Source organism: Actinomarinicola tropica (genome assembly GCF_009650215.1).
Classification (GTDB): domain Bacteria; phylum Actinomycetota; class Acidimicrobiia; order Acidimicrobiales; family SKKL01; genus Actinomarinicola; species Actinomarinicola tropica.
On sequence record NZ_CP045851.1, the window covers coordinates 327,558 to 353,545 of the forward strand.

Annotated in this window: 25 protein-coding genes; 18 read left to right on the forward strand and 7 right to left on the reverse strand. The window is 71.6% G+C overall.

All coding sequences use genetic code 11. The annotated features are described in order from the left end of the window. Nucleotides 1–29: 29 nt before the first annotated feature. Nucleotides 30–1,406: an Nramp family divalent metal transporter gene (locus GH723_RS01695; RefSeq protein WP_153758027.1), complete on the reverse strand. Its 1,377-nt coding sequence runs from the start codon at nt 1,404–1,406 to the stop codon at nt 30–32. Between the two features lie 352 nt (nt 1,407–1,758). Between GH723_RS01695 and GH723_RS01700 the strand changes: the two genes are divergently transcribed. Beyond that, complete coding sequence (locus GH723_RS01700) at nt 1,759–2,460, forward strand: VOC family protein (RefSeq protein WP_153758028.1); 702 nt, start codon at nt 1,759–1,761, stop codon at nt 2,458–2,460. 4 nt (nt 2,461–2,464) lie between these two features. Here GH723_RS01700 and GH723_RS01705 read toward each other — a convergent pair whose 3' ends face one another. Then, nucleotides 2,465–3,607, reverse strand: coding sequence for a helix-turn-helix transcriptional regulator (locus tag GH723_RS01705; RefSeq protein WP_153758029.1), 1,143 nt, complete (start codon nt 3,605–3,607; stop codon nt 2,465–2,467). Between the two features lie 137 nt (nt 3,608–3,744). Between GH723_RS01705 and GH723_RS18370 the strand changes: the two genes are divergently transcribed. Genes GH723_RS18370 through GH723_RS01715 form a run of 3 tightly spaced genes read left to right on the forward strand, consistent with a single transcriptional unit; the run spans nt 3,745 to nt 5,548 of the window. Continuing rightward, nucleotides 3,745–4,362, forward strand: coding sequence for a hypothetical protein (locus GH723_RS18370; RefSeq protein WP_195210456.1), 618 nt, complete (start codon nt 3,745–3,747; stop codon nt 4,360–4,362). Beyond that, nucleotides 4,359–4,688 carry a Rid family hydrolase gene (locus tag GH723_RS01710; protein ID WP_195210457.1) on the forward strand — a complete coding sequence of 110 codons (330 nt, stop codon included), beginning with the start codon at nt 4,359–4,361 and terminating at the stop codon, nt 4,686–4,688. Before GH723_RS18370 ends, GH723_RS01710 begins: the two co-directional genes overlap by 4 nt. Nucleotides 4,689–4,714: 26 nt before the next feature. Then, the gene (locus GH723_RS01715; protein WP_153758030.1) at nt 4,715–5,548 is read left to right on the forward strand and encodes an oxygen-binding di-iron domain-containing protein; all 834 of its coding nucleotides are present in this window, start codon (nt 4,715–4,717) and stop codon (nt 5,546–5,548) included. Nucleotides 5,549–5,573: 25 nt separating this feature from the next. Here GH723_RS01715 and GH723_RS01720 read toward each other — a convergent pair whose 3' ends face one another. Continuing rightward, on the reverse strand, nt 5,574–6,107 hold the full coding sequence (locus tag GH723_RS01720; protein WP_153758031.1) for a hypothetical protein: 534 nt from the start codon (nt 6,105–6,107) through the stop codon (nt 5,574–5,576). A gap of 133 nt (nt 6,108–6,240) precedes the next feature. Here GH723_RS01720 and sucC point away from each other — a divergent pair, with 133 nt between their 5' ends. From sucC to GH723_RS18615, 3 genes are all read left to right on the forward strand, one after another. Next, complete coding sequence (gene sucC / locus GH723_RS01725) at nt 6,241–7,383, forward strand: ADP-forming succinate--CoA ligase subunit beta (protein ID WP_153758032.1); 1,143 nt, start codon at nt 6,241–6,243, stop codon at nt 7,381–7,383. A gap of 18 nt (nt 7,384–7,401) precedes the next feature. After that, the gene (sucD, locus tag GH723_RS01730) at nt 7,402–8,304 is read left to right on the forward strand and encodes a succinate--CoA ligase subunit alpha (protein WP_153758033.1); all 903 of its coding nucleotides are present in this window, start codon (nt 7,402–7,404) and stop codon (nt 8,302–8,304) included. A 128-nt stretch (nt 8,305–8,432) separates the two neighbouring features. Continuing rightward, on the forward strand, nt 8,433–9,518 hold the full coding sequence (locus GH723_RS18615; protein ID WP_229022962.1) for a DUF2510 domain-containing protein: 1,086 nt from the start codon (nt 8,433–8,435) through the stop codon (nt 9,516–9,518). A 64-nt stretch (nt 9,519–9,582) separates the two neighbouring features. Here GH723_RS18615 and GH723_RS01740 read toward each other — a convergent pair whose 3' ends face one another. Continuing rightward, nucleotides 9,583–10,029, reverse strand: a complete 447-nt coding sequence (locus tag GH723_RS01740) for a hypothetical protein (protein WP_153758034.1) — start codon at nt 10,027–10,029, stop codon at nt 9,583–9,585. 165 nt (nt 10,030–10,194) lie between these two features. Between GH723_RS01740 and purN the strand changes: the two genes are divergently transcribed. The 8 genes from purN (at nt 10,195) to GH723_RS01780 (ending at nt 16,882) form a co-directional block, all read left to right on the forward strand. Continuing rightward, on the forward strand, nt 10,195–10,752 hold the full coding sequence (purN, locus tag GH723_RS01745) for a phosphoribosylglycinamide formyltransferase (RefSeq protein WP_153758035.1): 558 nt from the start codon (nt 10,195–10,197) through the stop codon (nt 10,750–10,752). After that, on the forward strand, nt 10,749–12,287 hold the full coding sequence (purH, locus tag GH723_RS01750) for a bifunctional phosphoribosylaminoimidazolecarboxamide formyltransferase/IMP cyclohydrolase (protein ID WP_153758036.1): 1,539 nt from the start codon (nt 10,749–10,751) through the stop codon (nt 12,285–12,287). The genes purN and purH overlap by 4 nt, the downstream gene beginning before the upstream one ends. Nucleotides 12,288–12,302: 15 nt before the next feature. Next, nucleotides 12,303–12,959: an RDD family protein gene (locus GH723_RS01755; RefSeq protein ID WP_153761029.1), complete on the forward strand. Its 657-nt coding sequence runs from the start codon at nt 12,303–12,305 to the stop codon at nt 12,957–12,959. A gap of 43 nt (nt 12,960–13,002) precedes the next feature. Then, nucleotides 13,003–13,869, forward strand: a complete 867-nt coding sequence (locus tag GH723_RS01760) for a bifunctional 5,10-methylenetetrahydrofolate dehydrogenase/5,10-methenyltetrahydrofolate cyclohydrolase (protein WP_153758037.1) — start codon at nt 13,003–13,005, stop codon at nt 13,867–13,869. A 210-nt stretch (nt 13,870–14,079) separates the two neighbouring features. Continuing rightward, the gene (locus GH723_RS01765) at nt 14,080–14,553 is read left to right on the forward strand and encodes a hypothetical protein (protein WP_153758038.1); all 474 of its coding nucleotides are present in this window, start codon (nt 14,080–14,082) and stop codon (nt 14,551–14,553) included. A gap of 125 nt (nt 14,554–14,678) precedes the next feature. Further along, nucleotides 14,679–15,365: a hypothetical protein gene (locus tag GH723_RS01770; protein ID WP_153758039.1), complete on the forward strand. Its 687-nt coding sequence runs from the start codon at nt 14,679–14,681 to the stop codon at nt 15,363–15,365. Between the two features lie 106 nt (nt 15,366–15,471). After that, entirely contained in the window at nt 15,472–16,332 is an 861-nt protein-coding gene (gene metF, locus GH723_RS01775) for a methylenetetrahydrofolate reductase [NAD(P)H] (RefSeq protein ID WP_195210458.1), read from the forward strand. A gap of 4 nt (nt 16,333–16,336) precedes the next feature. Next, nucleotides 16,337–16,882 carry a P-loop NTPase family protein gene (locus tag GH723_RS01780; RefSeq protein WP_153758040.1) on the forward strand — a complete coding sequence of 182 codons (546 nt, stop codon included), beginning with the start codon at nt 16,337–16,339 and terminating at the stop codon, nt 16,880–16,882. Between the two features lie 100 nt (nt 16,883–16,982). Here the strand turns inward: GH723_RS01780 and GH723_RS01785 are convergent, their stop codons facing one another. Further along, the gene (locus GH723_RS01785; protein WP_153758041.1) at nt 16,983–18,203 is read right to left on the reverse strand and encodes an NADP-dependent isocitrate dehydrogenase; all 1,221 of its coding nucleotides are present in this window, start codon (nt 18,201–18,203) and stop codon (nt 16,983–16,985) included. A gap of 185 nt (nt 18,204–18,388) precedes the next feature. Between GH723_RS01785 and GH723_RS01790 the strand changes: the two genes are divergently transcribed. The 3 genes from GH723_RS01790 to GH723_RS01800 all read left to right on the forward strand — a co-directional run bounded on the left by GH723_RS01790 (nt 18,389) and on the right by GH723_RS01800 (nt 23,659). Beyond that, nucleotides 18,389–19,807, forward strand: coding sequence for an aldehyde dehydrogenase family protein (locus tag GH723_RS01790; protein ID WP_153758042.1), 1,419 nt, complete (start codon nt 18,389–18,391; stop codon nt 19,805–19,807). Between the two features lie 169 nt (nt 19,808–19,976). After that, nucleotides 19,977–21,782 carry an ABC transporter ATP-binding protein gene (locus tag GH723_RS01795; RefSeq protein WP_153758043.1) on the forward strand — a complete coding sequence of 602 codons (1,806 nt, stop codon included), beginning with the start codon at nt 19,977–19,979 and terminating at the stop codon, nt 21,780–21,782. After that, complete coding sequence (locus GH723_RS01800; protein ID WP_229022963.1) at nt 21,779–23,659, forward strand: ABC transporter ATP-binding protein; 1,881 nt, start codon at nt 21,779–21,781, stop codon at nt 23,657–23,659. Before GH723_RS01795 ends, GH723_RS01800 begins: the two co-directional genes overlap by 4 nt. On the opposite strand, the gene GH723_RS01805 is transcribed toward GH723_RS01800, so the two are convergent. Beyond that, nucleotides 23,656–24,297, reverse strand: a complete 642-nt coding sequence (locus tag GH723_RS01805) for a TetR/AcrR family transcriptional regulator (RefSeq protein WP_153758044.1) — start codon at nt 24,295–24,297, stop codon at nt 23,656–23,658. The genes GH723_RS01800 and GH723_RS01805 overlap by 4 nt on opposite strands. Then, nucleotides 24,294–25,925, reverse strand: a complete 1,632-nt coding sequence (locus tag GH723_RS01810) for a DHA2 family efflux MFS transporter permease subunit (protein WP_153758045.1) — start codon at nt 25,923–25,925, stop codon at nt 24,294–24,296. The genes GH723_RS01805 and GH723_RS01810 overlap by 4 nt, the downstream gene beginning before the upstream one ends. Nucleotides 25,926–25,988 lie beyond the last annotated feature (63 nt).

Here is a 25,988-nt window from a genome sequence, read left to right on the forward strand (position 1 = left end):
CGAGGAGGTCCTCGGTCGAGCGCCGGCGCTCAGCCGATGACCTGCAGGGCGCCGACGACCGTGTAGACGACGACGCTCGAACCCGTCAGACCCGTGGTCACCCAGCCCGGGCCGAGCTCGTCGGGGAGGTCTCGGCGGTTGACGGCCACGATCAGACCGACGATCAGCGGGGTGTGCAGGGCGGCGACGAGCCCCGACGCGGACATGATCGCCACCGGGTCGCTGACGAGGAGCACGACGACGATCGGGAGCACGCCCGTGAGCGTGAGGACGTACAGCTCGGTCAGGCGCCGCCGCGTCGCCCAGGCGGGGAGGCCGTGGCCCCGCCGGAGGATGATCGTCATGTCGGCGAAGCTGCGCCCCCACCCGTCCTGGTTGGCGAGGACGCTGCCGCCGAGGGCGACGAGGACGGCGGCGATCATCAGCCAGAAGCCGGTGCGCCCCCAGACGTCCTGGAGGAGCCGCGAGAGGTCGGCGGCCACGTCGCTGCCCTGGGGGAGGATGCCCTCGGGGGCGAGGAGCTCGGCGCCGAGCACCATGTAGGCGACGAGCACGATGGCACCGGCGACGACCCCGACCGCCGCGGTCGTCGACATGAGTCTCATCCAGGCGTGGATCCGCTCGTGGCGGTCCTCCTCGCCGAGCGGCTCGATCTCGTCGTCCTCGGTGTCGGGCGACTCGGCGAGGGGGCTGCGTCCGCCGAACCCGCGGGCCGCGGTCCAGTAGGAGAACCAGACGATGCCCATCGAGCCGGCGAGGATCGTGCCGATCCACGGGCCGACGACGTAGGGGTCGATGCCGTCGGGCAGCGAGGGCACCAGGCCGGCGCCGAGGTCGCCGAGCGAGGGTCCGACCCTGACGGCGGCGACGACCGTGATGCCGGTGAGCACCGCCGCGAGGTACCGGGCCGCCTTCTCGATGAGCGGGTAGCCATCGGTGACGACGAGGACCGCTGCGGCGACGATCGCCCCCGCGGCCCACAGTCGGTGGTCGCCGCCGACGGCGGTCTCGAGCGCGCTCCCGACGATCGACGCCAAGCCCGCGATGCCCGCCACCGCCGCGACGACCTGGGGCACCAACACGACCCAGACCGCCCACCGGGCCGGGCCGGGGAGTCGGGCGAAGCCCTCGAGGAGGCTGCGGCCGGTGACGACGGTGTACCGGGCGGCCTCACGGATCATCACCCACATCAGGAGGCACACGGCGAGGAGCACCCACAGCAGGGCGTAGCGGTGCTGGGACGCGACCCGAGGCGTGAACAGCACCGAGCCGGTGCCGACGGCGGAGATCATCCACAGGAGCCCGGGGCCGATCCACGGGAGGATCTTGCGGCCGCTCGGGGCCTCGGGCGGTTGGGCCCGGGTGGCGATCTCGGGCTGGTCGGGCGCGGAGGTCGCAACAGACATGCTCCTCGCCCCCTAACCGCCCCGCCGCCGATCTATTCGTCCGCCCTCGCTCCCTGCCGCCCCCGTTGGCATCGATTCGACGTCGATTCGACGCCAACCCATCAGCGGGGTGGTGGGCGTGGTTCCGCCAGAGGGATGGTGCAATCGCCCCCGGGGTCGCGCAGTGGGCGCGATCGCGCCAGCCCGTTGGCAACATCGCCCCCACGAGCAGGTCGAGGACCTGCCGCTCGACCATCACGCCCCCATTCGCGCCGAATCGCCGTCGAATCGGCGCGAATGGGGCGCGGAGGCATGTCGCACCGAGGCGGAACGGGTGCGCGCGGCGCGGGCCGCGTCGGTAGCGTGCGCGGCGATGGCGCTCGCCCGGTGGAAGGACCTCTGCATCGATGCCGCCGACGCGGCCGTCGTCGGTCGGTTCTGGGCCGACGCCCTCGGACTCGAGCTCACGGTCGACGACGACGGCGATGCGGTGCTCCGGGGCGCCCGGCCGGAGGAGACCATCTGGATCAACGCCGTGCCCGAGCCCACGACGTCGAAGAACCGGGTCCACCTCGACGTCGACGTGACGTCGCTCGACCCGCTCCTCGACCTCGGCGCCACCGTCCTGCGGCCCGAGGGCGACGGCGGGATCCGCTGGACCCTCCTGGCCGACCCCGAGGGCAACGAGCTCTGCGCTTTCCTGCGCGACGAGATCGACACCGATGCCCCCGCCCGCCGCTACGCCATGGTCGTCGACTGCGCCTCCTCACAGGCCTCTCAGGCCGAGGCGACGTGGTGGGCCGACGTGCTCGGCGCGACCGTGAACGACGACGGACGCGGGTTCTGGTGGGTGGAGGGCATCGACGGCTTCCCGTTCGACTCGTGGGACCTCGTGCCCGTCCCCGAACCGAAGACGGTCAAGAACCGCATCCACTGGGACCTGGTGTGCGACGACGTCCCGGCCCTCGTCGCACGCGGCTGCACCGTCCTGCGGGCGCCCGACGGCGACATCTCCTGGCACGTCCTCGCCGATCCGGCGGGCAACGAGCTCTGCGCGTTCCCGTCGGCCGAGTAGCCCCTCAGGCGACGGGCTCGTCGACGAACCAACCGCTCGGCGCCAGCTCGGCGCCCATGCGGGGCACGTACTGGTCGAAGAACACCCGGGCCGTCAGCTCCCGCCGGCTCCGCACGCCGGACTTCTCGAACACCGACTTCAGGTGGTCCTGCACCGTGTAGACGGACATGTGGAGCTGGGCTGCGATGTCCTTCGTCTCCACCCCTTGCAGCACCAGTTGGGCGACGTCGCGCTCGCGCGGGGTCAGCTGGAAGGCCGACACGACCAGCGGGACGATCTCGGGCGGTCGCGCCTCCTCCATCGTCACGACCACCTGGCCGCCGGTGGCGCCGGGACCGGCCAGCGGGGAGGCGTGCAGCACGAGCCACCGACCCGACCGCAGGCGCACCCGACAGCGGGGCAGGATCGTCGTCTCCCGGCGGGCGTAGCGTCGTGCGCCGGCCACGAGGGCGACGATCGTCGTGATCGGGTTGCTGCTGTTGTCGCACGCCGCCAGCTCGTCGAGCCAGACGTCGGCGCCGACGCTCACCTGTGACAGCTCGTCGTGCTCGTCGACGATGATCACCGCCGGTCCGGCGGCGTCGATGCCGGTGACCGTCGTCGCGCAGCGGGCCAGCAGGCCGGACCGGAGCCCCACCGCCAACATCGGTGAGATGGCGGTCGCGAACGCCACCTCCTCCGGCTCGTAGGGGGCCTCGTCGCTGCGGTGGAGGCAGATGCCGCCCCACGTACGCCCGCCGGTGCGGGCGACGATGCGCAGCTCGTCGTGGAACTCGTAGAACGGCGTGAGGAACTCGCGCATGCGGATCGACCGGGCGATGTCACCGCCGGTGGCGTGGCTCACGGCGACGGCATCGAGGCCGGCGTCGAACAGGTTGATGAAGCTCGTCTCGTCGCCGCCGCTGTACTCGATCTTGCCCCACTCGGCGTCGCGCTCGTTGTCCGCCTCCAGCTGGCCGTACTTGAAGGTCGCGGTGCAGATCTGGGTGGCGGGATCGACGACCAGCACGCACGACGCGGCGTGCGGGATGGCACGGCCGAGCGACGACATCGCCTCGACGAGGAACGTGTCGACGTCGAGGCCGGCACGGGCCAGCACGTCGATGTCGCCGCGGACGCGCTCTGCGGTGAGCCGACTGGTGGGCATGGCGGTCAGTGTGCGCCCAACCGGTCGGCTTGGGAATCCCCAATGTCTGGGGGGTCGCGAGGCCCCGGCCGACCCTGCCGGGGGAACCCGCGCCCACGGGATCGACCGCCACGGCGCCGCCCCGCATCGTGGCCGCCATGACCACCACGCACACCACCTCACCCACCACGCGGGTCCTCGGCTCGCTCGCCCTCGTCGCCGCGCTCGGCCTCCTCGGCACCGCATGCGGCGACGACGATGCCGATGCCGGCGCCGCGCCGACCCCGGAGACCACCGCCGCGCCGGCCGAACAACCCGTGCCGGCCGAGCAACCCGAGCCGGAGACCCTGACCGTCGTCCTGGAGGACTTCGCGTTCGCCGACCTGCCCGCGTCGGTCCCCGCCGGCACCCGCCTCACCGTCGTCAACGAGGCTCAGCGCGAGCTGCACGAGCTGGTCGCGGTCCGCCTGCCCGACGACGAGCAGCGCTCCGCGGAGGAGCTCGTCCACGACCCCGCCGCGCTCGAGGAGGTGCTCACCGCGGGTCCGCCGGCCGCCGTGCTGCTGGCCGCCCCCGGCGGCGAGGCCATCCCCGCGGTCGGCGACGGGACCCTCTCCGAGCCGGGCCGCTACCTCATCGTCTGCATGATCCCGAGCGGCGTCGAGCCCGCCGTCTACCTCGAGGCCGCCGCGCAGTCGGGCGGCGCACCCCCGCAGGTCGACGGCGGCCCGCCGCACGTCGCCCACGGCATGTTCGCCGAGCTCGTGGTCGAGTGATCGTCGAGCTCCCCCCGCAGTCCCCGGTCGACGACCTCGGCCGGCTGCTCCACGCCGGTGACGTGGCCGCGCAGCTCGCCCTGGCGGTCACCCACGTCGACGGTGCCCTCCACGCCGCCGGCCTCACCGCCGCCGACCTCACCGAGGTCCGTGTACGTACGACCGACCCCGGCGCTCTGGTGGAGGTCCGCGAGGTGCTCGACGAGTACCTCGCGGCGTCCGGCGGCGCCCCCGTCATCACCGTCGTCGAGGTCGACCTGCTCGACGACCCCGAGATGGTCGTCACCCTCGACGTCCACGCCCTCCGACCCGCCCACCACGCCTGACACCCCGACCCGAGAGGACCACCGACATGCACACGAACCCGCCCCGCCACCACCCCGTCGAGATCGCTCCCGACACCTTCGTCATCCAGGCCACCCAGGGCGAAGGTGTCGCCCCGATGGCCGTGCACCTCAACTCCATGGTCATCCGTGGCCGCGAGCCGATCGTCGTCGACACCGGCGCCGCCACCCACCGGGACCGCTACCTCGAGGACCTGTTCTCGCTCGTCGACCCCGAGGACGTCCGCTGGGTCTTCCTCAGCCACGACGACGCCGACCACTACGGCAACCTCGACGCCGTGATGGCCGCCTGCCCGCACGCCACGCTCGTCACCTCGTGGTTCCAGTGGGAGCGGATGGAGAACATGCCGACCATCCCGCCGTTCCGCCTGCGCTGGATCGACGACGGCGGCACGTTCGAGGCCAACGGCCGCACCTACGCCGCCATCCGCCCGCCGGTCTACGACTCGCCGACCACCCGGGGCCTCTACGACACCGGCACCGGCGTGTACTGGGCGAGCGACTGCTGGGCCACGCCGGTCGCCCGCGGCACGGCGAACGTCGACGAGCTCGACGCCGCCGACTGGCGCGACGGCTTCACGATGTTCCAGCTGATGAACAGCCCGTGGCTGTCCGTCGTCGACGACGCCAGGTACCAGCGGTCGGTCGACCGGGTGGCCGACCTCCACATCCGCGCCATCGCCTCGGCGCACGGTCCGGCGATCACCGGCGGCAACGTCGCCGTCGCGATGGACATGCTGCGGGGCCTGGCGGGGATGGACGTCCCCGAGGGTCCGGGCCAGCCGATGCTCGACGAGATCGTGAACGGCCTGCTGGCCGACGCGGCCGCCGACGGGCGCTGAGCCCGAGGTCCGACGGCCGGTTCGGTCAGTCCGAGTCGGCCGCGGGCTCCTCGGTGGGCGAGTCGTCCGCCGGCGCCTCGTCCTCCTCGCGGAACTCGGCGTTGAGGTCCACGAACAGCTGGCCGTCCTCCACCGTCACCGGGTAGCTGGCGAGACCCGGGTCGTCGATGGCGAACCGGTCGCCGTCGCAGTCCTCGAACTCCGCATCGTCGGCCTGCCACTGCAGCACGCAGTCGCGCTCCTTGCCGATCGGCGCGGCGCCGACGGCGTACCAGCCCGACTCGGCGTCCTCGCCGACGTGGTGGAGCAGGATGTCGCGCGACCCACCGGCGACGTCCGCGAAGAGGATCGGCCCGCCGTCGGCGATCGTGTCGGCCCGCGAGGCGGCCGGACCACCCGGGAAGCGGTCGTCGCCCAGCCGGATCTCGACGTTGTCACCGCCCGAACCGGCGAGGCTCACGACGAACCACACGAGACCGAGCCCGGCGACCACACCCGCGAGTGCGACGACGATCGCGGTGGTCGTCGCCCGCGACGTGCGCCGCTCGACCGGGCTCACGCCGCCGCTCCACGACGGGACGCGAACGGCCGGGGCGATTGGGGACCGTGACCGGGCATCCACCTAGTATCGCCCCGAGTCGCGCTGGTGCCCGGCGCGGCGTTCTCCCCAACGCCCCGGAGGCAGGCAGCGAGTGGATCTCTTCGAGTACCAGGGAAAGCAGTTCTTCGCATCGTTCGGCATCCCGGTGTCCGCGGGTGACGCGGTGACGACGGTGGACGACGCCGTGGCCGTCGCCGATCGCATCGGCTACCCCGTCGTCGTGAAGGCGCAGGTGCAGGTCGGCGGCCGCGGCAAGGCCGGCGGCATCAAGCTCGCCGACGACGCCGACGAGGTCCGCACCCACGCCGGGAACATCCTCGGCATGGACATCAAGGGCCACACCGTCGAGATCCTCTGGATCGAGACCGCCTCCGACATCGCCGAGGAGTACTACGCGAGCTTCACGCTCGACCGCTCGGCCAAGAAGCACCTCGGCATGCTGTCGGCCGAGGGCGGCGTCGAGATCGAGGCCGTCGCCGAGTCCAACCCCGACGCCATCGCCAAGATCTGGGTCGACCCGGTCGACGGGCTCACCGAGGCCCAGGCCCTGGAGTGGGTCGCCGCCGCCAAGCTCAACCCCGAGGCCACCGAGGGCGCGGTCGACATCCTCCAGAAGCTGTACACGGCCTACGTCGACGGCGACGCCGACCTCGTCGAGATCAACCCGCTGATCTTCACCCCCGACGGTCGTGTCCATGCCCTCGACGCCAAGGTCACCCTCGACGCCAACTCGGTGTTCCGCCACCCGGACTACGAGCAGTACGAAGCCACCCAGGTCCGCGACGAGCGCGAGACCGAGGCGTTCGAGAAGGGCCTCCAGTACGTCGGCCTCGAGGGCTCGGTCGGCGTGATCGCCAACGGCGCCGGCCTCGCGATGTCCACCGTCGACATCGTCAACCAGGTCGGCGGCAAGCCCGCCAACTTCCTCGACATCGGCGGCGGCGCCAACGCCGACGTGATGGCCGGGGCGCTCGAGGTCATCACCAACGACCCGAACGTGCGGTCGATCTTCATCAACATCTTCGGCGGCATCACCAAGGGCGAGGAGGTGGCCAACGGCATCGTCACCGCCATGGGTCGCGTCCAGATCGACGTGCCGATCGTCGTCCGCCTCGACGGCACGAACGCCGAGCAGGGCCGCGAGATCCTCGAGCCCCACCTGAGCGACAAGCTCCTGATGGAACCGACCATGGTCGCCGCCGCCGAGCGCGTCGTCGCGCTGGCCAAGAACTGAGAAGGGACGACCGAGAGCATGAGCATCTTCGTCGACGAGAACACCAAGGTCGTCTACCAGGGCCTCACCGGCAGCCAGGGCCGCTTCTACGGCCTGCTGAACCGTGAGTACGGCACGCAGGTCGTGGCCGGCACCAACCCGAAGAAGGCCGGCACCGACGTCGAGGGCATCCCCGTGTACGCCACGGTCGCCGATGCCGTCGAGGCCACCGGCGCCACCGCGTCGTGCATCTTCATCCCCGCCCCGGGCGTGAAGGACGCCGTCATCGAGGCCGCCGAGGGCGGCGTGAAGTTCATCGTGGCCATCACCGAGGGCGTCCCCGCCCAGGACGAGGCCTGGTTCTTCAACAAGCTGCAGCGGGACTTCCCCGACGTGCAGCTGCTCGGCCCGAACTGCCCCGGCATCATCAGCCCCGGCAAGTGCAACATCGGCATCACCGCCGGCCACATCGCCAAGCCGCCGGTCGAGGGCGAGCCGTCGGTCGGCATCGTCAGCCGCTCCGGCACGCTCACGTACCAGGCGCTCTACGAGCTGAAGCTGAACGACATCGCGGTGTCGACCTGCGTCGGCATCGGCGGCGACCCGGTGCCCGGCACCTCGTTCATCGACTGCCTGAAGGCGTTCGAGGCCGACGACCAGACCGACGCCGTGATGATGTTCGGCGAGATCGGCGGGTCGGCCGAGGAGGAGGCCGCCGAGTTCATCAGCAACGAGATGAGCAAGCCCGTCGTCTCCTACATCGCCGGCGTCACCGCCCCGGCCGGCAAGAAGATGGGCCACGCCGGCGCCATCGTCTCCGGCGGCAAGGGCACCGCCGCCGCCAAGATGGACGCCCTGCGCGCCGCCGGCGTGCACGTCGGCAACAACCCGACCGAGGCCAGCCAGCTGATGGTCGAGGTCGTCAACGGCCTGAAGAAGTAGCCGCATCGGGTCGCGCTGCGACCCGCTCCTGCACGTCGACTCCGCCCGGTGGCCACACGGTCGCCGGGCGGAGTCGCGCCCGGGCCTACCCTGGCCGCACCCCGACGGCGAGACATGGAGGCGTGGCGATGAGCGACCGACCGGGCGCGGGCTGGTATCCGGACCCCTCGGACCCGGCGCAGCAGCGCTGGTGGGACGGCACGGCGTGGACGGACCAGGTGAGCGGAGCCGGCGGTGCTCCCGGCGTGTCGACCTCCCCGGCGGCGACACCCGGCCGGGTGGAGCTGGCCGAGCGGCTGATGCGCGCCCGACCCGAGGGCAGCGTCGGCGTCGCGGTCGCGGCGGCGGGCGGCGTGCTCGGGGTCCTCGGTGCGTTCGTCACGATCTCGGAGACCGACGGGCGCACGCCGTCCAACCTCGTCGCGGTGCTCGTCCTCCTCGCCGCCTACGCGCTCGCGCTGGCCGGTCCGGCGTGGACGCGGCCGGCCGCCCTGGCCGGTGGGGTCGTGGCGCCGCTGGTCCTGGCCGGCAACCTGGCCCCGGAGCTCGACGGCCGCATGGCGATCATCCTCCCCGCACTGCTGGCCGGAGGCGCGTGGCTGGCCATGTTCCTCGCCCCCGGCCTGCGGGGTGCGCCGGTGCTCGTCGCCGGTGCGCTGCTCGCGGCGTGGGCGGCGTTCACGGGCGCGACGGCACCGACGAACGACGCGTTCCGCTCGGTCGAGGTGTACGGGATGGGGGGCACCGGCTACTGGGACGCGCCCGTGAACCCGATCGGCCAGGGCGAGTCGACGCTCGTCGTCGCCCTCGTCGTCGTGTGCGTCGCGGCGGTGCTCGACCGGCGTGGCTGGCGGGTCCTGGCCACCCCGTTCATCGCCGTCGGCGTCGTGCTCGGGTTCGTCGGGGTGTCGAGCGTGACGTCCGGGGTCGACTCGATCGCCGCCAGTGCGGTCCTCGTCATCGCCGTGGGCGGCGTGATCGCCGTCGTCGGCGGCTCCGGACGCCGCCGCGGCTCGACGTGGATCGGGACGGGCCTGGCCGTCGCCGGCATCGTGGCCCTCCTGGCCGACCTCGTCGACGACCCGACCGGTGCCGGGGTCCTGCTCGTGCTCATCGCCGCCGGCCTCGTGGCCGGGTCGCAGGCGATCGAGCGGGCGGTGGCGCCGGCCGTGGCGTCGGGCGAGGAGACCCCCTCCCGGCCCGAGGCGTTCTGAGCTCGGACGCGGACGGGCCCCGCTCCGGAGAGCGGGGCCCGTCGTGTCCTGCGACGTCAGTCGATCAGAAGGCGCTCGGGGGAGCGGTCGACGTGCCCGACTTCTCCTCCTGGAACTTCAGGAACCCACCGACGGCCAGGCCGACGGCGGCGATCGCGGCGAGGAAGAGGCCGAACGCCCGGTCCCAGCCCGTCTGGCCGATGAGGAGCTTCAGGACGACGAGGATGGCGGCGAGCGCACCGGCGCCGAGGTGCACCTGGCCCCAGGTGACGGGCAGGTCGGGGAGCTTGGTGTCCGGCGAGAACGCCGAGACGGCCACCTGCGCCAGCATCACGATGCCAAGGATCACCGGGAGGATCCCCCAGAAGAACCACTCCCAGCCGTTGACGGTCACGTCCCCGCCGAACGGGCCGAAGTCGACCTTGAACCACGGCAGGAAAGAGAAGATCAGCAGTGCGATGGCCGACCCCGCGATCACCTTGTCGCTGGTCGTGAGCTTGTTCAGGTCCACCCGTGCCTCCAGGGATGATGCGACGTCGTGTCGCGGGTCACGCTAGACCACGAGGTGCGGTCAGCGATGCGTTCAGTGCAACGCGACCCTACGTGCCCGGCTGTGCGCGATCTGTGATCCCGCGCCCGACGGGCTGACTGCGGGCGACTGCTACCGTCAGCCCACGTGCGCATCGGGGTGCTGGCATCGGGAAGCGGGACGTTGCTCGAGGCCATCCTCGCTGACGGCATCCCCGTCGAGGTCGTCATCACGGACCGTCCCTGCCGGGCGGTCGAGGTGGCCGAGTCGGCCGGTGTGGAGGCCGTCGTCGTCGCCCGCGACAGCTTCGGCGCCGACTTCGACCGTGACGGCTACACCGACCGGGTCGTCGCCGAGCTGCGGGCCCGCGACGTCGAGCTCGTCGTGATGGCCGGGTTCGGCACCGTGATGCCGAAGGCCGCCGCCGAGTTCCCGGGCCGGCTCCTCAACACCCACCCCGCCCTGCTGCCGTCGTTCAAGGGCTGGCACGCGGTGCGCGAGGCGCTGGCGGCCCGCGTGAAGGTCACCGGGTGCACCGTCCACATCGCCACCGAGGTGATGGACGAGGGCCCGATCCTCTCCCAGGAGGCCGTCGTCGTGGAGCCCGACGACACCGAGGACTCGCTCCACGAGCGCATCAAAGAGGTCGAACGGCGGATCTACCCCGCCACCATCCGCCGGTTCATCGAAGGGACCCTGCCATGACCGCACCCCGTGCGCTGATCTCCGTCTACGACAAGACCGGTGTGGTCGACCTGGCGAAGGGCCTCGTCGCCCTCGGGTGGGAGATCGTGTCGAGCGGGGGCACCGCGCGCGCCCTCGACGACGCGGGGATCGCCGTCACGACGGTGGAGGAGGTCACCGGTTCGCCGGAGATGCTGTCGGACCGGGTGAAGACCCTGCACCCGAAGATCCACGGCGGCCTGCTGGCCGACCTCGACCTGCCCGAGCACCGCGCCGACCTCGAGGCCAACGGGATCGCGCCGTTCGGGCTCCTCGTCTCCAACCTGTACCCGTTCCGCTCCGACCCCTCGATCGCGCTCATCGACATCGGCGGCCCGGCCATGGTGCGGGCGGCGGCGAAGAACCACGCCCACGTCGGCGTGGTCGTGAACCCCGAGGACTACGGGATCGTGCTCGCCGAGCTGCGCGACCACGGTCACCTGTCGGTCGCCACCCGCCGGCGCCTGGCCCGCGACGCCTTCGCCCACACCGCGGCCTACGACGCGGCGATCGTCACCTGGTTCGACGAGACCGACGCTCGTCTGGCGGCCGACGCCGGCGACCCGCCGTCGCTGCCGTCGACGGTGCACCTCGCGCTCGAGCGGGTGCAGGACCTGCGCTACGGCGAGAACCCCCACCAGGTGGGCGCCCGCTACCGGACGGTCGGCACCGAGAGCTGGTGGGACGCGGTCGAGCAGCACGGGGGACTGCCGCTGTCGTACCTCAACCTCTACGACGCGGCCGCGGCGTGGAACCTGGTGCACGACCTCGGCGCCGGGCCCGCGGTGGCGATCATCAAGCACGCCAACCCTTGCGGCGTGGCCCTCGGGGACACGCTGGCCGACGCCTACGCCAAGGCCTTCGCCTGCGACGAGCGCTCGGCGTTCGGCGGCATCGTCGCCCTCAACCAGGTCGTCGACGCGGACACCGTCGAGGCCATGGTCGCCGCCGCGCAGGCCGACGTGGTCATCGCCCCGGGCTACGACGACGGGGTGATCGAGGCGCTCCAGAAGAAGCGGAAGAACACCCGGCTGCTCACCGCGCCGGCGCCGACGGGCGACCCGCTCGAGCTGCGGCAGATCTCCGGTGGGTGGCTCGTCCAGGACGCGCACCACTTCGCCCGCCACCGTGCCGACTGGCAGGTCGTCACCACGGCGGAGCCCACCGACGAGCAGTGGGCCGACGCCGAGCTGGCGTGGCGGGTGTGCGGCCACGTGAAGTCGAACGCCATCGTGCTCGTGAAGGACCGGGTGGCGTGGGGCATCGGCGCCGGCCAGCAGAACCGGGTCGAGTCCGGCGAGATCGCGGTGAAGAAGGCCGACGGACGTGCCGCCGGCGGCGCCTGCGCCAGCGACGCGTTCTACCCCTTCCCCGACGGCATGGACGCCCCGGCCGCGGCTGGCTCGGCCGTGGTCATCCAACCGGGTGGCGCCATGCGCGACGACGATGTGATCGCCCGGGCCAACGAGCTGGGCCTCGCCATGGTGTTCACCGGCGAGCGCCACTTCCTCCACTAGCGAGCGCGGAGCGACATGGATCCAGGCTGGTACGACGACCCCTTCCGCCGCTTCACCCAGCGGTACCACGACGGTGACGGCTGGACCGAGCACGTCTCCGACGGCAGCGGCGTGTCGTTCGTCGACCCGTCGGGCTCCGATCCGTTCGTCGCCGGCCCGCCGCCGACGGGCCCGGCGTGGTCGCCGTCCGGCGTCGCCGGCCCGCCCGGCGCGGCCGGTCGTCCGCTCGCCAGCCCCTGGGCGCGGCTCGGGGCGAACTTCCTCGACAGCCTCATCGTCGGCATCCCGACGAGCATCGTCACCGGTGCCCTCTTCGGCCCGGCGATCGAGGTCACAGAGATCTCGACCTTCGGGGGCGAGGTCACCTACGAGTGGGAGTTCCACGGGCCGGCGCTTCTGATCACCCTCGTGGTCCAGCTCGCCTACTTCGTCGGGTTCCTCGTCCAGCGGGGCGCCACGCCCGGGAAGATGCTCGTGGGCCTGAAGGTCGTCGACGCCGACGAGGGGCGGTACCCGTCGCCTGGGGCCGCGTTCCTCCGCTGGCTGGTCACCTTCTCCTACATCCTCGTCATCCCCTTCATCGTCACCGTGGTGATGATCTTCGTCGACCCTCGGCGCCAGACGCTGCACGACAAGGCGGCTCGCACGATCGTCGTACGGGAGCAGCGGTGATCGCCCGCCCCGAGGAGACCGCCCGCCCCGAGGAGGAGGCCCGATGACCGCACAGGTGCTCGACGGCGAGGTCGTCGCCGCACGGATCAAGGACGACCTGGCCCGCCGGATCGCCGTCCTGCGGGATCAGGGCGTGACGCCGGGCCTCGGCACGATCCTCGTCGGCGACGACGGGCCGTCGGCCAACTACGTGGCGATGAAGCACCGGGACTGCGAGGCGATCGGCATGGAGTCGTTCCACCGCCACCTGCCTGCGGACTCGACCCAGCACGAGGTGGAGGCGGCGGTCGACGCGTTCAACGAGAACCCCGAGGTCGACGCCTACCTCATGCAGTACCCGTTCCCTGCCGGGCTCGACTTCGAGGCGGCGCTGCTGCGCATGGATCCGGCGAAGGACGTCGACGGCCTGCACCCGGTCAACCTCGGGAAGCTCGTGATGGGGACCGTGGGGCCGCGGCCGTGCACGCCTGTCGGGATCGTCGAGCTGCTGCGCGCCTACGACATCGACCTGAAGGGGGCGCACGTCGTCGTGGTGGGGAGGGGGCTGACGATCGGTCGGCCGCTCGCCAACCTGCTCACGCTGAAGGAGCCGGGCCTGAACGCTGCGGTCACCGTCGTGCACACGGGGGTCGACGACATCGGCAGCTACACCCGGGAGGCCGACGTCCTCGTGGCGGCCGCCGGGTCGCCGGGTCTCGTGACCGCCGACATGGTGCGGCCGGGCGCCGTCGTCGTGGCCGCTGGTGTGTCGTTCCAGGGGCGGAAGCTGCTGTCAGACGTGGCCGACGACGTGGCCGAGGTGGCGTCGTGGCTGTCGCCCCGCATGGGAGGGGTCGGCCCGATGACCCGGGCGATGCTGCTCTCGAACTGCGTCGAGGCCGCCGAACGCCGGGCCGTGGGTCGGGGCTGACGGCCACTGGTCCGCGTTGCCTCGACAACTCCGGCGTGCTGACGTTTCGTGCACTTTGACGTGCTCTTGATCTGAGGGTCCAAGCGCTCTAGGGTCGGCGCCGTGCGGATCGGCGGAAGGATCCTCGGCGGCTGTCTCGTGGCGGGCGCGCTCGTGCTCGCGGCGGCGTGCGGTGGCGATGACGACGGTGGCGATGCGGCGCGGGCCACCGTGCCCTCGTCGACGAGCTCGACCTCGACGACGAGCACCTCCACCACGACCACCGCGCCGGCGCCGGAGTTCGAGCCACTGCTCGCCGACCCGAGCCTCACCCCCGAGGAGCAGGTCGAGCAGGCCTACCTGTTCTCCTGGGACATCTACCTCGACGCCGTCGAACGCGGTGACACGTCGTTCCTCCACCTCGCCTACGCCGATGAAGCCCTCGATCTCGTCGCCTCCGAGGTCGAGCGCCTCTCGTCGGCCGGACAGATGGTTCTCGGGAGTGTGGGCCATGACTATGCGATCACCGAGACCGCAGAGGGAGAGGTGGTGGTTCTCGACGCCTACACGAATCACCTGGTTCTCCACGACGCAGTCACCGGACAACCACTCGAAAGTGATCCCAACACGACGAACGAGCAGTTCTTTGCGATGAGGAAGGTGGGTGACGCGTGGCTCGTCGTGGACATCTTCGGCGGCGAGTAGCCGCTCCTCTGGGGCTCGGACTCGCTCTGACCCTTGTGACTCCTGGACTCGCAGGTGGCTATGGACGAGACCAGAACGAGTCGCCTGTTTCGTCTGACGGTCAAGCCGTCACGATCGAGCTGATCGTGCGCCAAGGCGAGCGACTGGCGCCGCGGGTCGGACACCGGGGTGGTTCGGGGAACGCTCCCTCCTGCACCTACACGCTGGTCGAGATCCCGACCGCGGCGGAGGCATACGAGATTCTGGGCGAGCCACCCTCGGTCGATGCCGTTCCCTACTGGCTCATGTGCGGCTCGGCGATGATCCGGCCGCTGTGGGTGACGCCGGACCAGGTGGTGGACCTCGACGACGTGGTGCGGGGCGAGGCCCAGCGCTACGTCGAGACGGTGCTCGGGCCGCAGCTCTCGATCGGCGTGGCACCGGCCGAGTTCGCGGTGACCGGCGTCCCCGCCTCGTTCTGGGTCGACGGCTGGGACGGCCAGCGGATCGCCGTGCCGCCCATCTCGCCCTTCGGCGAGACCATCGAGGTGTTCCTCGACCTCGAGACCGTCACGTGGGACTTCGGCGACGGCACGACCGCCTCGGGCGACCTCGGTGCCGCGCCACCCGCAGCCTCGACCGTGCGGCACAACTACACCGACCGCTCGACGACCCCGAGCGATCCGGACCGTGGGTACGCAACGGACGCGACGGTGACGATCGCCGTGGCGTACCGCATCGACGGCGGGCCGGAGGTCGCCGTGAACCCGCCGCTGACCGCGACGACGGCGAGGCCGGTCGTGGTGCGGGAGCTCCAGGCCGTCCTCGAGTGAGGCTGCCAGACGCCGTGCGGAGTGTCCGCACGTCCGACGTTGTCGAGCCGACGCGGACCTCCGGGCCGGCCGAGGCACCGAACCCCACGACCTAACCTCTCCCGCCATGGCGCTCATCCGTGACCTGCTCGCCGCAGGCCCCTCCGTCTCGTTCGAGTTCTTCCCGCCGAAGACGGACGAGGCCGAGCGCCAGCTCCAGCTGACGATCAAGGAGCTCGAGCACCTCAGCCCCTCGTTCGTCTCCGTCACCTACGGCGCCGGCGGCTCGACGAGGGAGCGCACCCGCGACATCGTCATCGGCATCGAGCGGGACACCTCCCTCACCGCGATGGCCCACCTCACCTGCGTCGGCCACCGCCGCCACGAGATCACCGAGCTCCTCGAGGAGTACGAGCAGGGCGGCGTCAGCAACATCCTCGCCCTCGCCGGCGACCCGCCCACCGACGGCGAGCCCGCCGAGGGCGACTTCGCCTACGCCCTCGAGCTGGTCGAGCTCGTCCGTGAGGCCGGCGACTTCAGCGTCGGCGTCGCCGCCCACCCCGAGGGTCACCCGCGCTCGCCGGACCGGGACAGCGATCTCCGCCACCTCGCCGCCAAGCTGACCGCAGCCGACTTCGGCGTCACCCAGTTCTTCTTCCGGGCCGAGGACTACCTGCGCATGCGCGACGGCCTCGTCGAGCGGGGCTGCGACACCCCGGTCATCCCCGGGATCATGCCGGTGACCAACGCCCGCCAGGTCCAGCGCTTCGCCGAGCTGTCCGGCGCCGCCTTCCCGGCCGATCTGGCCGCACGGCTGGAGAGCGTGGCCGACGACGCCGTTGAGGTCCGGCGCATCGGCGTCGAGGTCGCCACCGAGCTGTGCCGCACGCTCCTCGACGAGGGCGTGCCCGGGCTGCACTTCTACACCCTCAACCGCTCCACCGCGACGAGGGAGATCGCCGCCAACCTCGGTCTCGCCCGGCCCTAGGCACGTGAACCCTCGGCGCCTGCACATCCTCGGAGCGAGCGGCGCGGGCACGACCACGCTCGGGCGCGCGATCGCCGACCGGTGGTCGGTGCCCCACGCCGATGTCGACGACTACTTCTGGGAGCCGACCGATCCGCCGTACACGCGGCAGAGGGAGCCTGCGGCCCGCCTGCGGTTGATGGAGGAGATCTTCGTCGCCCGGCCCGCCTGGGTCCTCACCGGGTCGATCGTGGGATGGGGTGAGTCACTGATCCCCCACATCGATCTCGCTGTGTTCGTCACCCTCGACCCGTCGGTCCGGCTCGCCCGGCTGCGCCGGCGCGAACGGCAGCGGTACGGCGCTCGCATCGACGAGGGTGGCGATCTCCACGAATCCACCGAGGGGTTCCTCGCGTGGGCCGCCGGCTACGACGATCCGTCCTTCGCCGGCCGCAACCGCGCCCTCCACGAGGCCTGGCTGGCGGAGCTGCCCTGTCCGGTGCTCCACGTCGACGGCGATCGTCCACTCGTCGATCTCGTCGCCGAGGTCACCGGGGCCGACCCGCCCTGACACGCGAACCGGCTCCTGTCCGTCTCCAGATCCGGAGGCGAGCAGGAGCCAGTCGCGCGGAGGCGGCGGTGGGGGCGGCAGCGGGACCGCCCCTCAGGGCTCACCCCTTGGACATCGCCGCCTGGAGGTTCTGGTCGATGGTGGCCATGAACTCCTCGGTGGTCTGCCACTCCTGATCGGGGCCGACCAGCAGCGCGAGGTCCTTCGTCATCTTGCCGCCCTCGACGGTCTCGACGATGACCCGCTCGAGGGTCTCGGCGAACTGCGTCACCTCGGGCGTGCCGTCGACCTTGCCGCGGTGGGCGAGGCCCCGGGTCCAGGCGAAGATCGAGGCGATCGGGTTGGTCGAGGTCGGGTTGCCCTTCTGGTGCTCCCGGTAGTGGCGGGTCACGGTGCCGTGGGCCGCCTCGGCCTCGACGGTCTGGCCGTCGGGGGTCATGAGGACCGAGGTCATCAGGCCCAGCGACCCGAAGCCCTGGGCGACGGTGTCGGACTGCACGTCGCCGTCGTAGTTCTTGCACGCCCAGACGTAGCCGCCCTCCCACTTCATGGAGGCCGCGACCATGTCGTCGATGAGCCGGTGCTCGTAGGTGAGACCCTTGGCGTCGAACTCGGCCTTGAACTCGGCGTCGAAGACCTCCTGGAACAGGTCCTTGAAGCGCCCGTCGTAGGCCTTGAGGATCGTGTTCTTGGTCGACATGTACACCGGGTAGTCCCGGTCGAGGCCGTAGCGGAACGAGGCCCGGGCGAAGTCCCGGATCGACTCGTCGAGGTTGTACATCGTCATGGCGACGCCGCCGCCGGGGAACTGGAACACCTCGTGCTCGATCGGCTCGCCGCCGTCGGACGGGGTGAAGGTGACGGTGAGGGTGCCGGGGCCGGGCACCTTGAAGTCGGTGGCCCGGTACTGGTCGCCGAAGGCGTGACGACCGATGACGATCGGCTTCGTCCACCCCGGGACGTAGCGGGGGATGTTCGACATGATGATCGGCTCGCGGAACACGACGCCGCCGAGGATGTTGCGGATCGTGCCGTTCGGCGACCGCCACATCTGCTTCAGGCCGAACTCCTCGACCCGGGCCTCGTCGGGGGTGATCGTGGCGCACTTCACGCCGACGCCGTGCTGCTTGATGGCGTTGGCGGCGTCGATCGTGATCTGGTCGTCGGTGCGGTCCCGCTCCTCGATGCCGAGGTCGTAGTACTTCAGGTCGACGTCGAGGTAGGGGAGGATGAGCTCCTCACGGATCATCTGCCAGATGATCCGGGTCATCTCGTCGCCGTCGAGCTCGACGATCGGGTTCGCGACCTTGATCTTCGACATGTCTGTTCTCTTCGCCTCGTGGATCGGGATGCGGGGGACCTGGGCAGGATAGGACAAGTCGAAGACAAGTGACCAGGGCGCGGACTGGGCACGTCCCGTCCGTACGGCGTACGGTGCCGCAGGCCACACCGACGCCCGAACCGCTAGGTTGGCTCCACCGAACGACCGTCACCCAGGGGGCAGCAGTGCGCGACCAGGACAAGATCTTCATCGACGGCGCGTGGGTGCCGTCGGAGGGCACCGGGACCATCGAGGTGGTCAACGCCTCGACCGAAGAGGTCATGGGCCACATCCCCGAGGGGACCGCGGGGGACGTCGACAAGGCCGTCGCCGCCGCCAAGCGGGCCTTCGAGTCGTGGTCGACCCAGCCGGTCGACGAGCGCCTCAAGTACGTGCAGCGCCTCGCCGAGGAGCTCAACGCCCGCAACGAGGAGATCGCCACGATCATCGCCGGCGAGGTCGGCATGCCGATCAATTTCGCCAAGATGATCCAGGCCGGCCTCCCCGCCGCCACCACGGCGTCGGTCATCGAGACCGCCAAGAACTTCGCCTGGGAGGAGCAGATCGGCAACTCCCTCGTCGTCCGCGAGCCGATCGGCGTCGTCGGGTGCATCACGCCGTGGAACTACCCGCTCCACCAGATCATGGCCAAGGTCGCCCCTGCGCTCGCCGCCGGCAACACGGTCGTGCTGAAGCCGAGCGAGGTCGCCCCGCTCAACGCCTTCGTCCTCGCCCAGATCTTCGAGGACATCGGCCTCCCCGCCGGCGTGTTCAACCTCGTCACCGGCACGGGCCCCGTCGTCGGCGAGGCCATCGCCGCCCACCCCGACGTCGACATGGTGTCGTTCACCGGCTCGACCCGCGCCGGCAAGCGCGTCATGCAGGTCGGCGCCGAGACCGTGAAGAAGATCCACCTCGAGCTCGGCGGCAAGTCGGCCAACATCATCCTCGACGACGCCGACTTCGCCGAGGTCATCCCGAAGGGCGTGTTCGCCTGCTACCTCAACTCGGGCCAGACCTGCACCGCCCACACCCGCATGCTCGTCCCGAAGGACCGCATGGACGAGGCCGCCCAGATCGCGGCCCAGGCCGCCGCCGGCTTCCCGCTCGGTGCCGCCGACTCCGAGGCGTCGATGCTCGGCCCGCTCGTGTCCAAGGCCCAGCAGGACCGGGTCCGCGACTACATCCGCAAGGGCATCGAGGAGGGCGCCACCCTCGTCACCGGTGGCCCCGACCAGCCCGAGGGCCTCGACAAGGGCTACTTCGTGCAGCCGACGGTGTTCGCGAACGTCACCAACGACATGACGATCGCCCAGGAGGAGATCTTCGGGCCGGTCCTGTCGATCATCGGCTACGAGGACGAGGACGACGCCGTCCGCATCGCCAACGACACGATCTACGGCCTGGCGGGCGGCGTGTGGTCGGCCGACCCCGAGCGGGCCAAGGCCGTCGCTCGGCGCATGCGCACGGGTCAGGTCGACGTGAACGGCGGCAGCTTCAACGCTGTCGCACCCTTCGGCGGTTACAAGCAGTCGGGAATCGGCCGCGAGCTCGGCTCCTTCGGCTTCGAGGAGTTCCTCGAGGTGAAGTCGCTGCAGCTCTGAGCCCCCGGCTCCTTCTGTCGGACGTGCGGGCCGTCCCCTCCGGGGGGCGGCCCGTACGCCGTTATCTCCGTCCTCATCGCGTCGACGCGTCGTTAGCATCCGGGTCGAGTCCCCGGCGGGCGCCCGACGGCGGGGGACGCCCCGGCCCTCCACGGAAACCAGCACCGAGTTGACCGCCACCGCGCCCGACACGCCTCTCGTCCCCACCCGGTCCGTGCTCCGTCGCGGCGCTCGCGTGCTGTCCGGCTACATCCGGATGCACCCGGGACCCTTCGCGATCGCGGTCATCGGTGCTGCGGTCTTCTCCGGGGCGCTCGTCGGCGGCACCGCCGTGCTCGGCTGGGTGACCGACGACGTCATCGTCCCGGCGATCGAGGCGGGCGAGCTCGAGCTGGCGACGGCGGTCGGAGCCGCGGCCGCGATCATCGGGCTCACGCTCGTGCGCGCGGTCGGGGTCGTCTTCCGCCGCTACTTCGGCGCCATGGCGGCGAACCGAACCGCCGCATCCCTGCGCAGAGACGTCACCGACACGTACCTCGACGTGCCGCTCTCGTACCACCTGAGCGCCCCCACGGGAGAGCTGCTCGCCCACGCCGACGCCGACGTGGAGGCGACGACCGACGCCATGTTCCCGCTGCCGTTCAGCACCGGGATCATCACGCTCATCCTCTTCTCGGTGATCGCCCTGGCCCTCGTCGATCCGATCGTCATGGCCGTCGGCGTGCTGGTCTTCCCCCTCCTCGCCGTGGTCAACAAGCTCTACACGGCCCGGGTCGAGGTGCCGGCGGCGATGGTGCAGCACCATGTCGGCGAGGTCGCCAACGTGGCGCACGAGAGCTTCGACGGGGCGCTCGTCGTCAAGACCCTCGGGCGGGAGGACGCCGAGGTGGCGCGCATGGCGGACGCCTCCGATCGGCTCCTCGCGTCCCGCCTCCAGGTCGGGCGCCTCCGGGCCGCGTTCGAACCGACGATGGATGCCCTCCCCAACATCGGCACGGTCGCGCTCATACTCGTCGGCGCCTGGCGGCTGTCGGAGGGCGCGGTCTCCACCGGCGACCTCGTCACCGCCACCGCCCTGTTCGGCATCCTCGCCTTCCCCATGCGGGTGGTGGGCTTCTTCCTCGAGGAGGTGCCCCGGTCGGTCGTGTCGGCCGAGCGCATCCAGAAGGTCCTCGACGTGCGGCCCGGCCTCGTCGCAGCGACGGGAGCGGCCCACGCCGGCGGCGCCGTCATCGACGACGCGCCCCTGCCCGTCGCCGCCGAGCACGTGGCGTTCACCTACCCGGCCACGTCCCAGCCCGTCCTCGACGACGTGACGTTCGAGATGGCGGCAGGCGAGGTCGTGGCGCTGGTCGGGCCGACCGGCTCGGGCAAGAGCACGCTGTGCCAGGTGCTCGTCCACCTGGTCGAGCCGACGTCGGGTGCGGTGCGAGTCGGTGGCGTGGACGCCCGCGACGTCGACCCCGATCTGCTGCGGGCTCGCACGGCCATCGTCTTCCAGGAGTCGTTCCTCTTCGCCGACAGCGTGCGCTCCAACGTCGCCCTGTCCACCGGTGCCTCGGAGGAGGCGGTGGTGGAGGCCCTGCGGATCGCCCAGGCCGACCGCTTCGTGTCCGAGCTGCCCGACGGCCTCGACACGGTGATGGGCGAGCGGGGCGTCAGCCTCTCCGGCGGCCAGCGCCAGCGGGTCGCCCTCGCTCGGGCCCTCGTGCGGCGACCCCGGTTCCTCGTCCTCGATGACGCCACGTCCGCCGTCGATCCCGTCATCGAGGCCCGCATCCTCGACGGCCTGCGCACCGCGCTCGGCACGACGACGCTGATCGTCGCCCACCGCCTCTCCACCATCGAGCTCGCCGACCGGGTCGTGCACCTCGACGGCGGTCGGGTGGTCGCCGTCGGCACCCACGAGGAGCTGCTCTCCCACCCCGACTACGAGCGGTTGGTGCGGGCCTACGAGGACGAGGTGATGGAGTGACCCCCGGCGAGCAGACCGAGCGACTCAGCGCCGACGAGGACCGCCGCGACGACCACGTCGAGACCGACCCCACCGCCGCGCTGCTCGAGGAGGGCGACGCACGCGACCTCGGGCCCGACGGCGCCATCTCGATCCTGCGGCGCGGCCTCGCGGCCAGCCCCGAGCTCAAGGTCGGCGTGTGGTTCACGATCGCCATGGCGATCGCCGCCGCGGTCGGTCGCCTCACCATCCCGATCCTCGTCCAGCAGATCCTCGACCGGGGCATCCTCGGTGACGAGGGCTACCGGCCCGGCTTCGTGTGGGCGGCCTGCGGCCTGGCGCTCGTGGTCATCGTCGCCGTGTGGTTCGCGAGCCGTGGCACCTACCTGCGGCTCATCAACGCGGCGGAGCGGATGCTGCGGAACCTGCGGGTCCGCACCTTCGCCCACATCCACGAGCTGTCGGTCGCCGACCACAACGACACCAAGCGGGGCATCCTCGTCGCCCGCGTGACCTCCGACATCGAGACGATCGCCCGGTTCGCCCAGTGGGGCGCGATCTCGTGGGTCGTGAACTCGACGGTGCTCGTCGGCACGTTCGTCGTCCTGGCGATCTACTCGTGGCAGCTGGCGCTGCTCGTGCTCGCGGTGTTCGTCCCGATGGTGCCGATCCTCGTGCGCCTGCAGCGCCGCCAGCTGTCGGCCTACGACCTGCTGCGGACCCGCGTCTCGGAGATGCTCACCGAGATCTCGGAGTCGATCATGGGTGCCGCGGTCGTGCGGGCCTACGGCTTGGAGGGCCGGTCCCGCGAGCGTCTCCACCGGGCGATCGACCTGACGTACCGGGCCCGGATGATGGCGGCCAAGTACTTCGCGCTGATCTTCCCGACCGGCGACGTCTTCGGGGCCGTCGCCCTGTCGGCCGTGGCCGTCGTCGGCGCCTGGAACGCCGACTCGTGGGGCCTCGACACCGGTGCGCTCGTCGCGTCGCTCTTCCTCGTCAACCTCATGCTCAACCCGATCGGCGAGCTCGGCGAGATCCTCGACCAGACCCAGACCGCGCTCGCCGGGTGGCGGAAGGTGCTCGACGTGCTCGACACCCCGGTCGAGATCGTCGAGCCCGAGCCCGGCATCGAGGTCGCCGCCGGGGCGCTGGCGGTGCGGACCGTCGGGCTGGAGTTCGCCTACCGCACCGGCGGGCGCGTGCTGCACGGCATCGACGTGGAGATCCCCGCCGGCACGAACGTGGCCATCGTGGGCGAGACCGGGTCGGGCAAGACCACCTTCGCCAAGCTGCTCGCCCGCCTGGCCGACCCCACCGGCGGTCGCATCGAGATCGGGGGCGTCGACCTCCGCGAGGTCGCGCCGGCGTCGCGGCGCCGGGCGGTGCGCATGGTGCCCCAGGACGGGTTCCTGTTCGACACGACGATCCGGGAGAACGTCCGCTACGGGCGGGAGGACGCGACCGACGCCGAGGTGGCCGACGCCTTCACCCGCCTCGGCCTCGACTGGTGGCTCGCCACGCTGCCCGACGGGCTCGACACGTCGGCAGGGGAGCGGGGCGACTCGCTCTCGGTCGGTGAACGCCAGCTCGTCGCCCTCGCCCGCGCCCAGCTCGCCGACCCCGGGCTGCTCATCCTCGACGAGGCCACCAGCTCGGTCGACCCCGAGACCGAGCGCGCCCTGGCCGGCGCTCTCGTCACGCTGGCCGAGGGGCGGACGACGGTGAGCATCGCCCACCGGCTGTCGACCGCCGAGGCGGCCGACCTCGTCCTCGTGTTCGACCGGGGCCACCTGATCGAGCGGGGCCACCACGACGAGCTCGTGGCCCAGGGCGGCGTGTACGCCGGCCTCTACGAGAGCTGGATCGGCAACACCCGCCGGGGCTCGGCGGCCTAGTCGCTCGGCGCCGAGCCGTGGGCGGTGAGCACGGCGTCGACGATGTCGGCCGGCCAGTGCCCGGGCACCGCCTCGCCCCGGGCGAGCCGCAGGTAGAAGATCGGCCCGACGAGGCTCGCGAGGAGCACCTCGACGTCGACGTCGGCGGGCAGCTCGCCGCGCTCGATCCCGCGGACGATGAGCCCCCGCATGGGCTCGCTGCGCGCCCGGGCGAACGCCTGGCGCATGTCGGCCAGCTCGGGATCGTGCTCGGCCGCGCCGACGAGCGACGCGAACACCGACGCCGCAGGCGACGCCACGTGGGCGACGAGCTGCCCGAGCATGGCGACGAGGTCGTCGCGCAGCAAACCGGTGTCGGGCACCTCGTGGCGGGCCTTCATGTGGTCGAGAGCCTCGATGATGATCGCCTGGCGTGTCTCCCAGTGGCGGTAGATGGTCGCCTTCGACACGCCTGCACGTTCGGCGATGGCGTCGACGCTGACGTCGTGGATGCCGCCCTCGAGGAGCAGGTCGACGGTGGCGCCGAGGACCGCAGCGCGGGACCGGGCGATGCGGGGATCGGTGCCCTCGGGGCACTCGAACACCCGGCACTCCTCGTGGGTCGCGCTCGGCGAGGGCTGGGCGTCGGCCGGGCTCACGGCACGTCCTCCCCGGCGCCGGCGTCGACCGGCATGCCGTCGACCGTCGCCTCGACGGGGTCACGCGGGTCCGGCTCGTAGGCGCCGGAGCGGGGCAGGGCGCGCAGCACGAGCACGACGGCGCCGACCACGATGCCCGCGCCCGTGAGGGCGGCGAGGCCCATGGCGTCGGTGAACGCGGTCTCGGCCGCCTGCCTCAGGGCGTCACCGGCGGCGCCCGGCAGGTCACGTGCGACGGCGAGCGCGGCGCCGACCGATTCGCGGGCCCCCTCGGCGAGGCCGGCAGGGAGCGCGTCGACCGCCTCGATCGAGTCGGTCACCCGGGCCCGGTAGACGACGTTGAGGATCGAGCCGATGACGGCGATGCCGAGGGCCCCGCCGACCTCACGGGTGGTGTCGTTGACCGCCGAGCCGACGCCCGCCTTGTCGAGCGGCAGCGACGACATGATCGCCGCGGTGGCGGGGGCCATCGTCGTGGCCATGCCCGCCGACATGATGACGAGCGACACGGCGTACTGGGCGTAGGGGCTCGTGGCGTCGAGCAGGGCGATCGACCCGAGGCCGATCGCCACCAGCGTGAGGCCCGACGCGATCGTGGTGCGGATGCCGTAGCGCTGGACCAGCCCGTCGCTGCGTGGGGCCACCGTCACCATCGTCAGCGCCGACGGGAGGATGGCGAGGCCGGCCTCGAACGGCGAGTACTGCTTCACGAACTGCAGGTACTGCGTCGAGATGAAGAACAGGCCGAACATGGCCATGAACACGAGGAGGATCACGCCGGCGCCGACCGAGAAGCGCCGGTCGGCGAAGAACCGGATCGGCAGCATCGGGTGGTCGGTGCGCCGCTCCCACGTGATGAACGACGCGAGGGCGACCACGCCCACGGCGAAGGCGGCGAGGGTGATCGGGTCGGTCCAGCCCCGCTCGGGGCCCTCGATGATGCCGAAGAGCAGGGCGGCGAGGCCCGCGGTGGACAGCAGCGAGCCCCACGGGTCGAGCGGTGTCTCCGTGGCGTCCTTCGACGTCGGCACGATCGCCATGCCGAGGACGATCGCGAGCAGGACGATCGGCACGTTGACGAAGAAGACCGAACCCCACCAGAAGTGCTCGAGCAGGTAGCCCGAGACGATGTTGCCGATGGCTCCGCCGGCACCGGCGAAGCCGGCCCACACCGCGATGGCCCGGCCCCGCTCGTGCGGGGGGAACGAGGCGGCGAGGATCGACAGGGTGGCCGGCATGATGAACGCGGCGCCGAAGCCGCCGAGGGCCCGGGTGGCGATCAGCTGGCTGGGGGAGTCGGCCATCGTCGAGAGGATCGCGGCCAGGGCGAACACCCCGAGGCCGAACTGCAGGGCCCCCTTGCGCCCGAACCGGTCGCCGAGCGCGCCGGCGGGCAGGAGGAAGCCGGCGAAGACGAGGGCGTAGGAGTCGACCATCCACTGCAGCTGTGTGTTGGTCGCCCCGAGCTCGCGCACCAGCGTGGGGATGGCGACGTTGAGCGACGTGTTGCCGGCGACGACGACCACCAGGCTGAGGACGAGGATCGCGAGGATCGTCCAACGCTGGGGGTGGCCCTCGTGAGCGTGCTCGTCAGGTGGTGTCGGCGATGTCGTCGGCGATGTGGTCACGGGACCCTCCCGGAGGCGTCGGAGTCAGAACGAAACTGAACGGTACAGTTCCGTTTGTCCGAC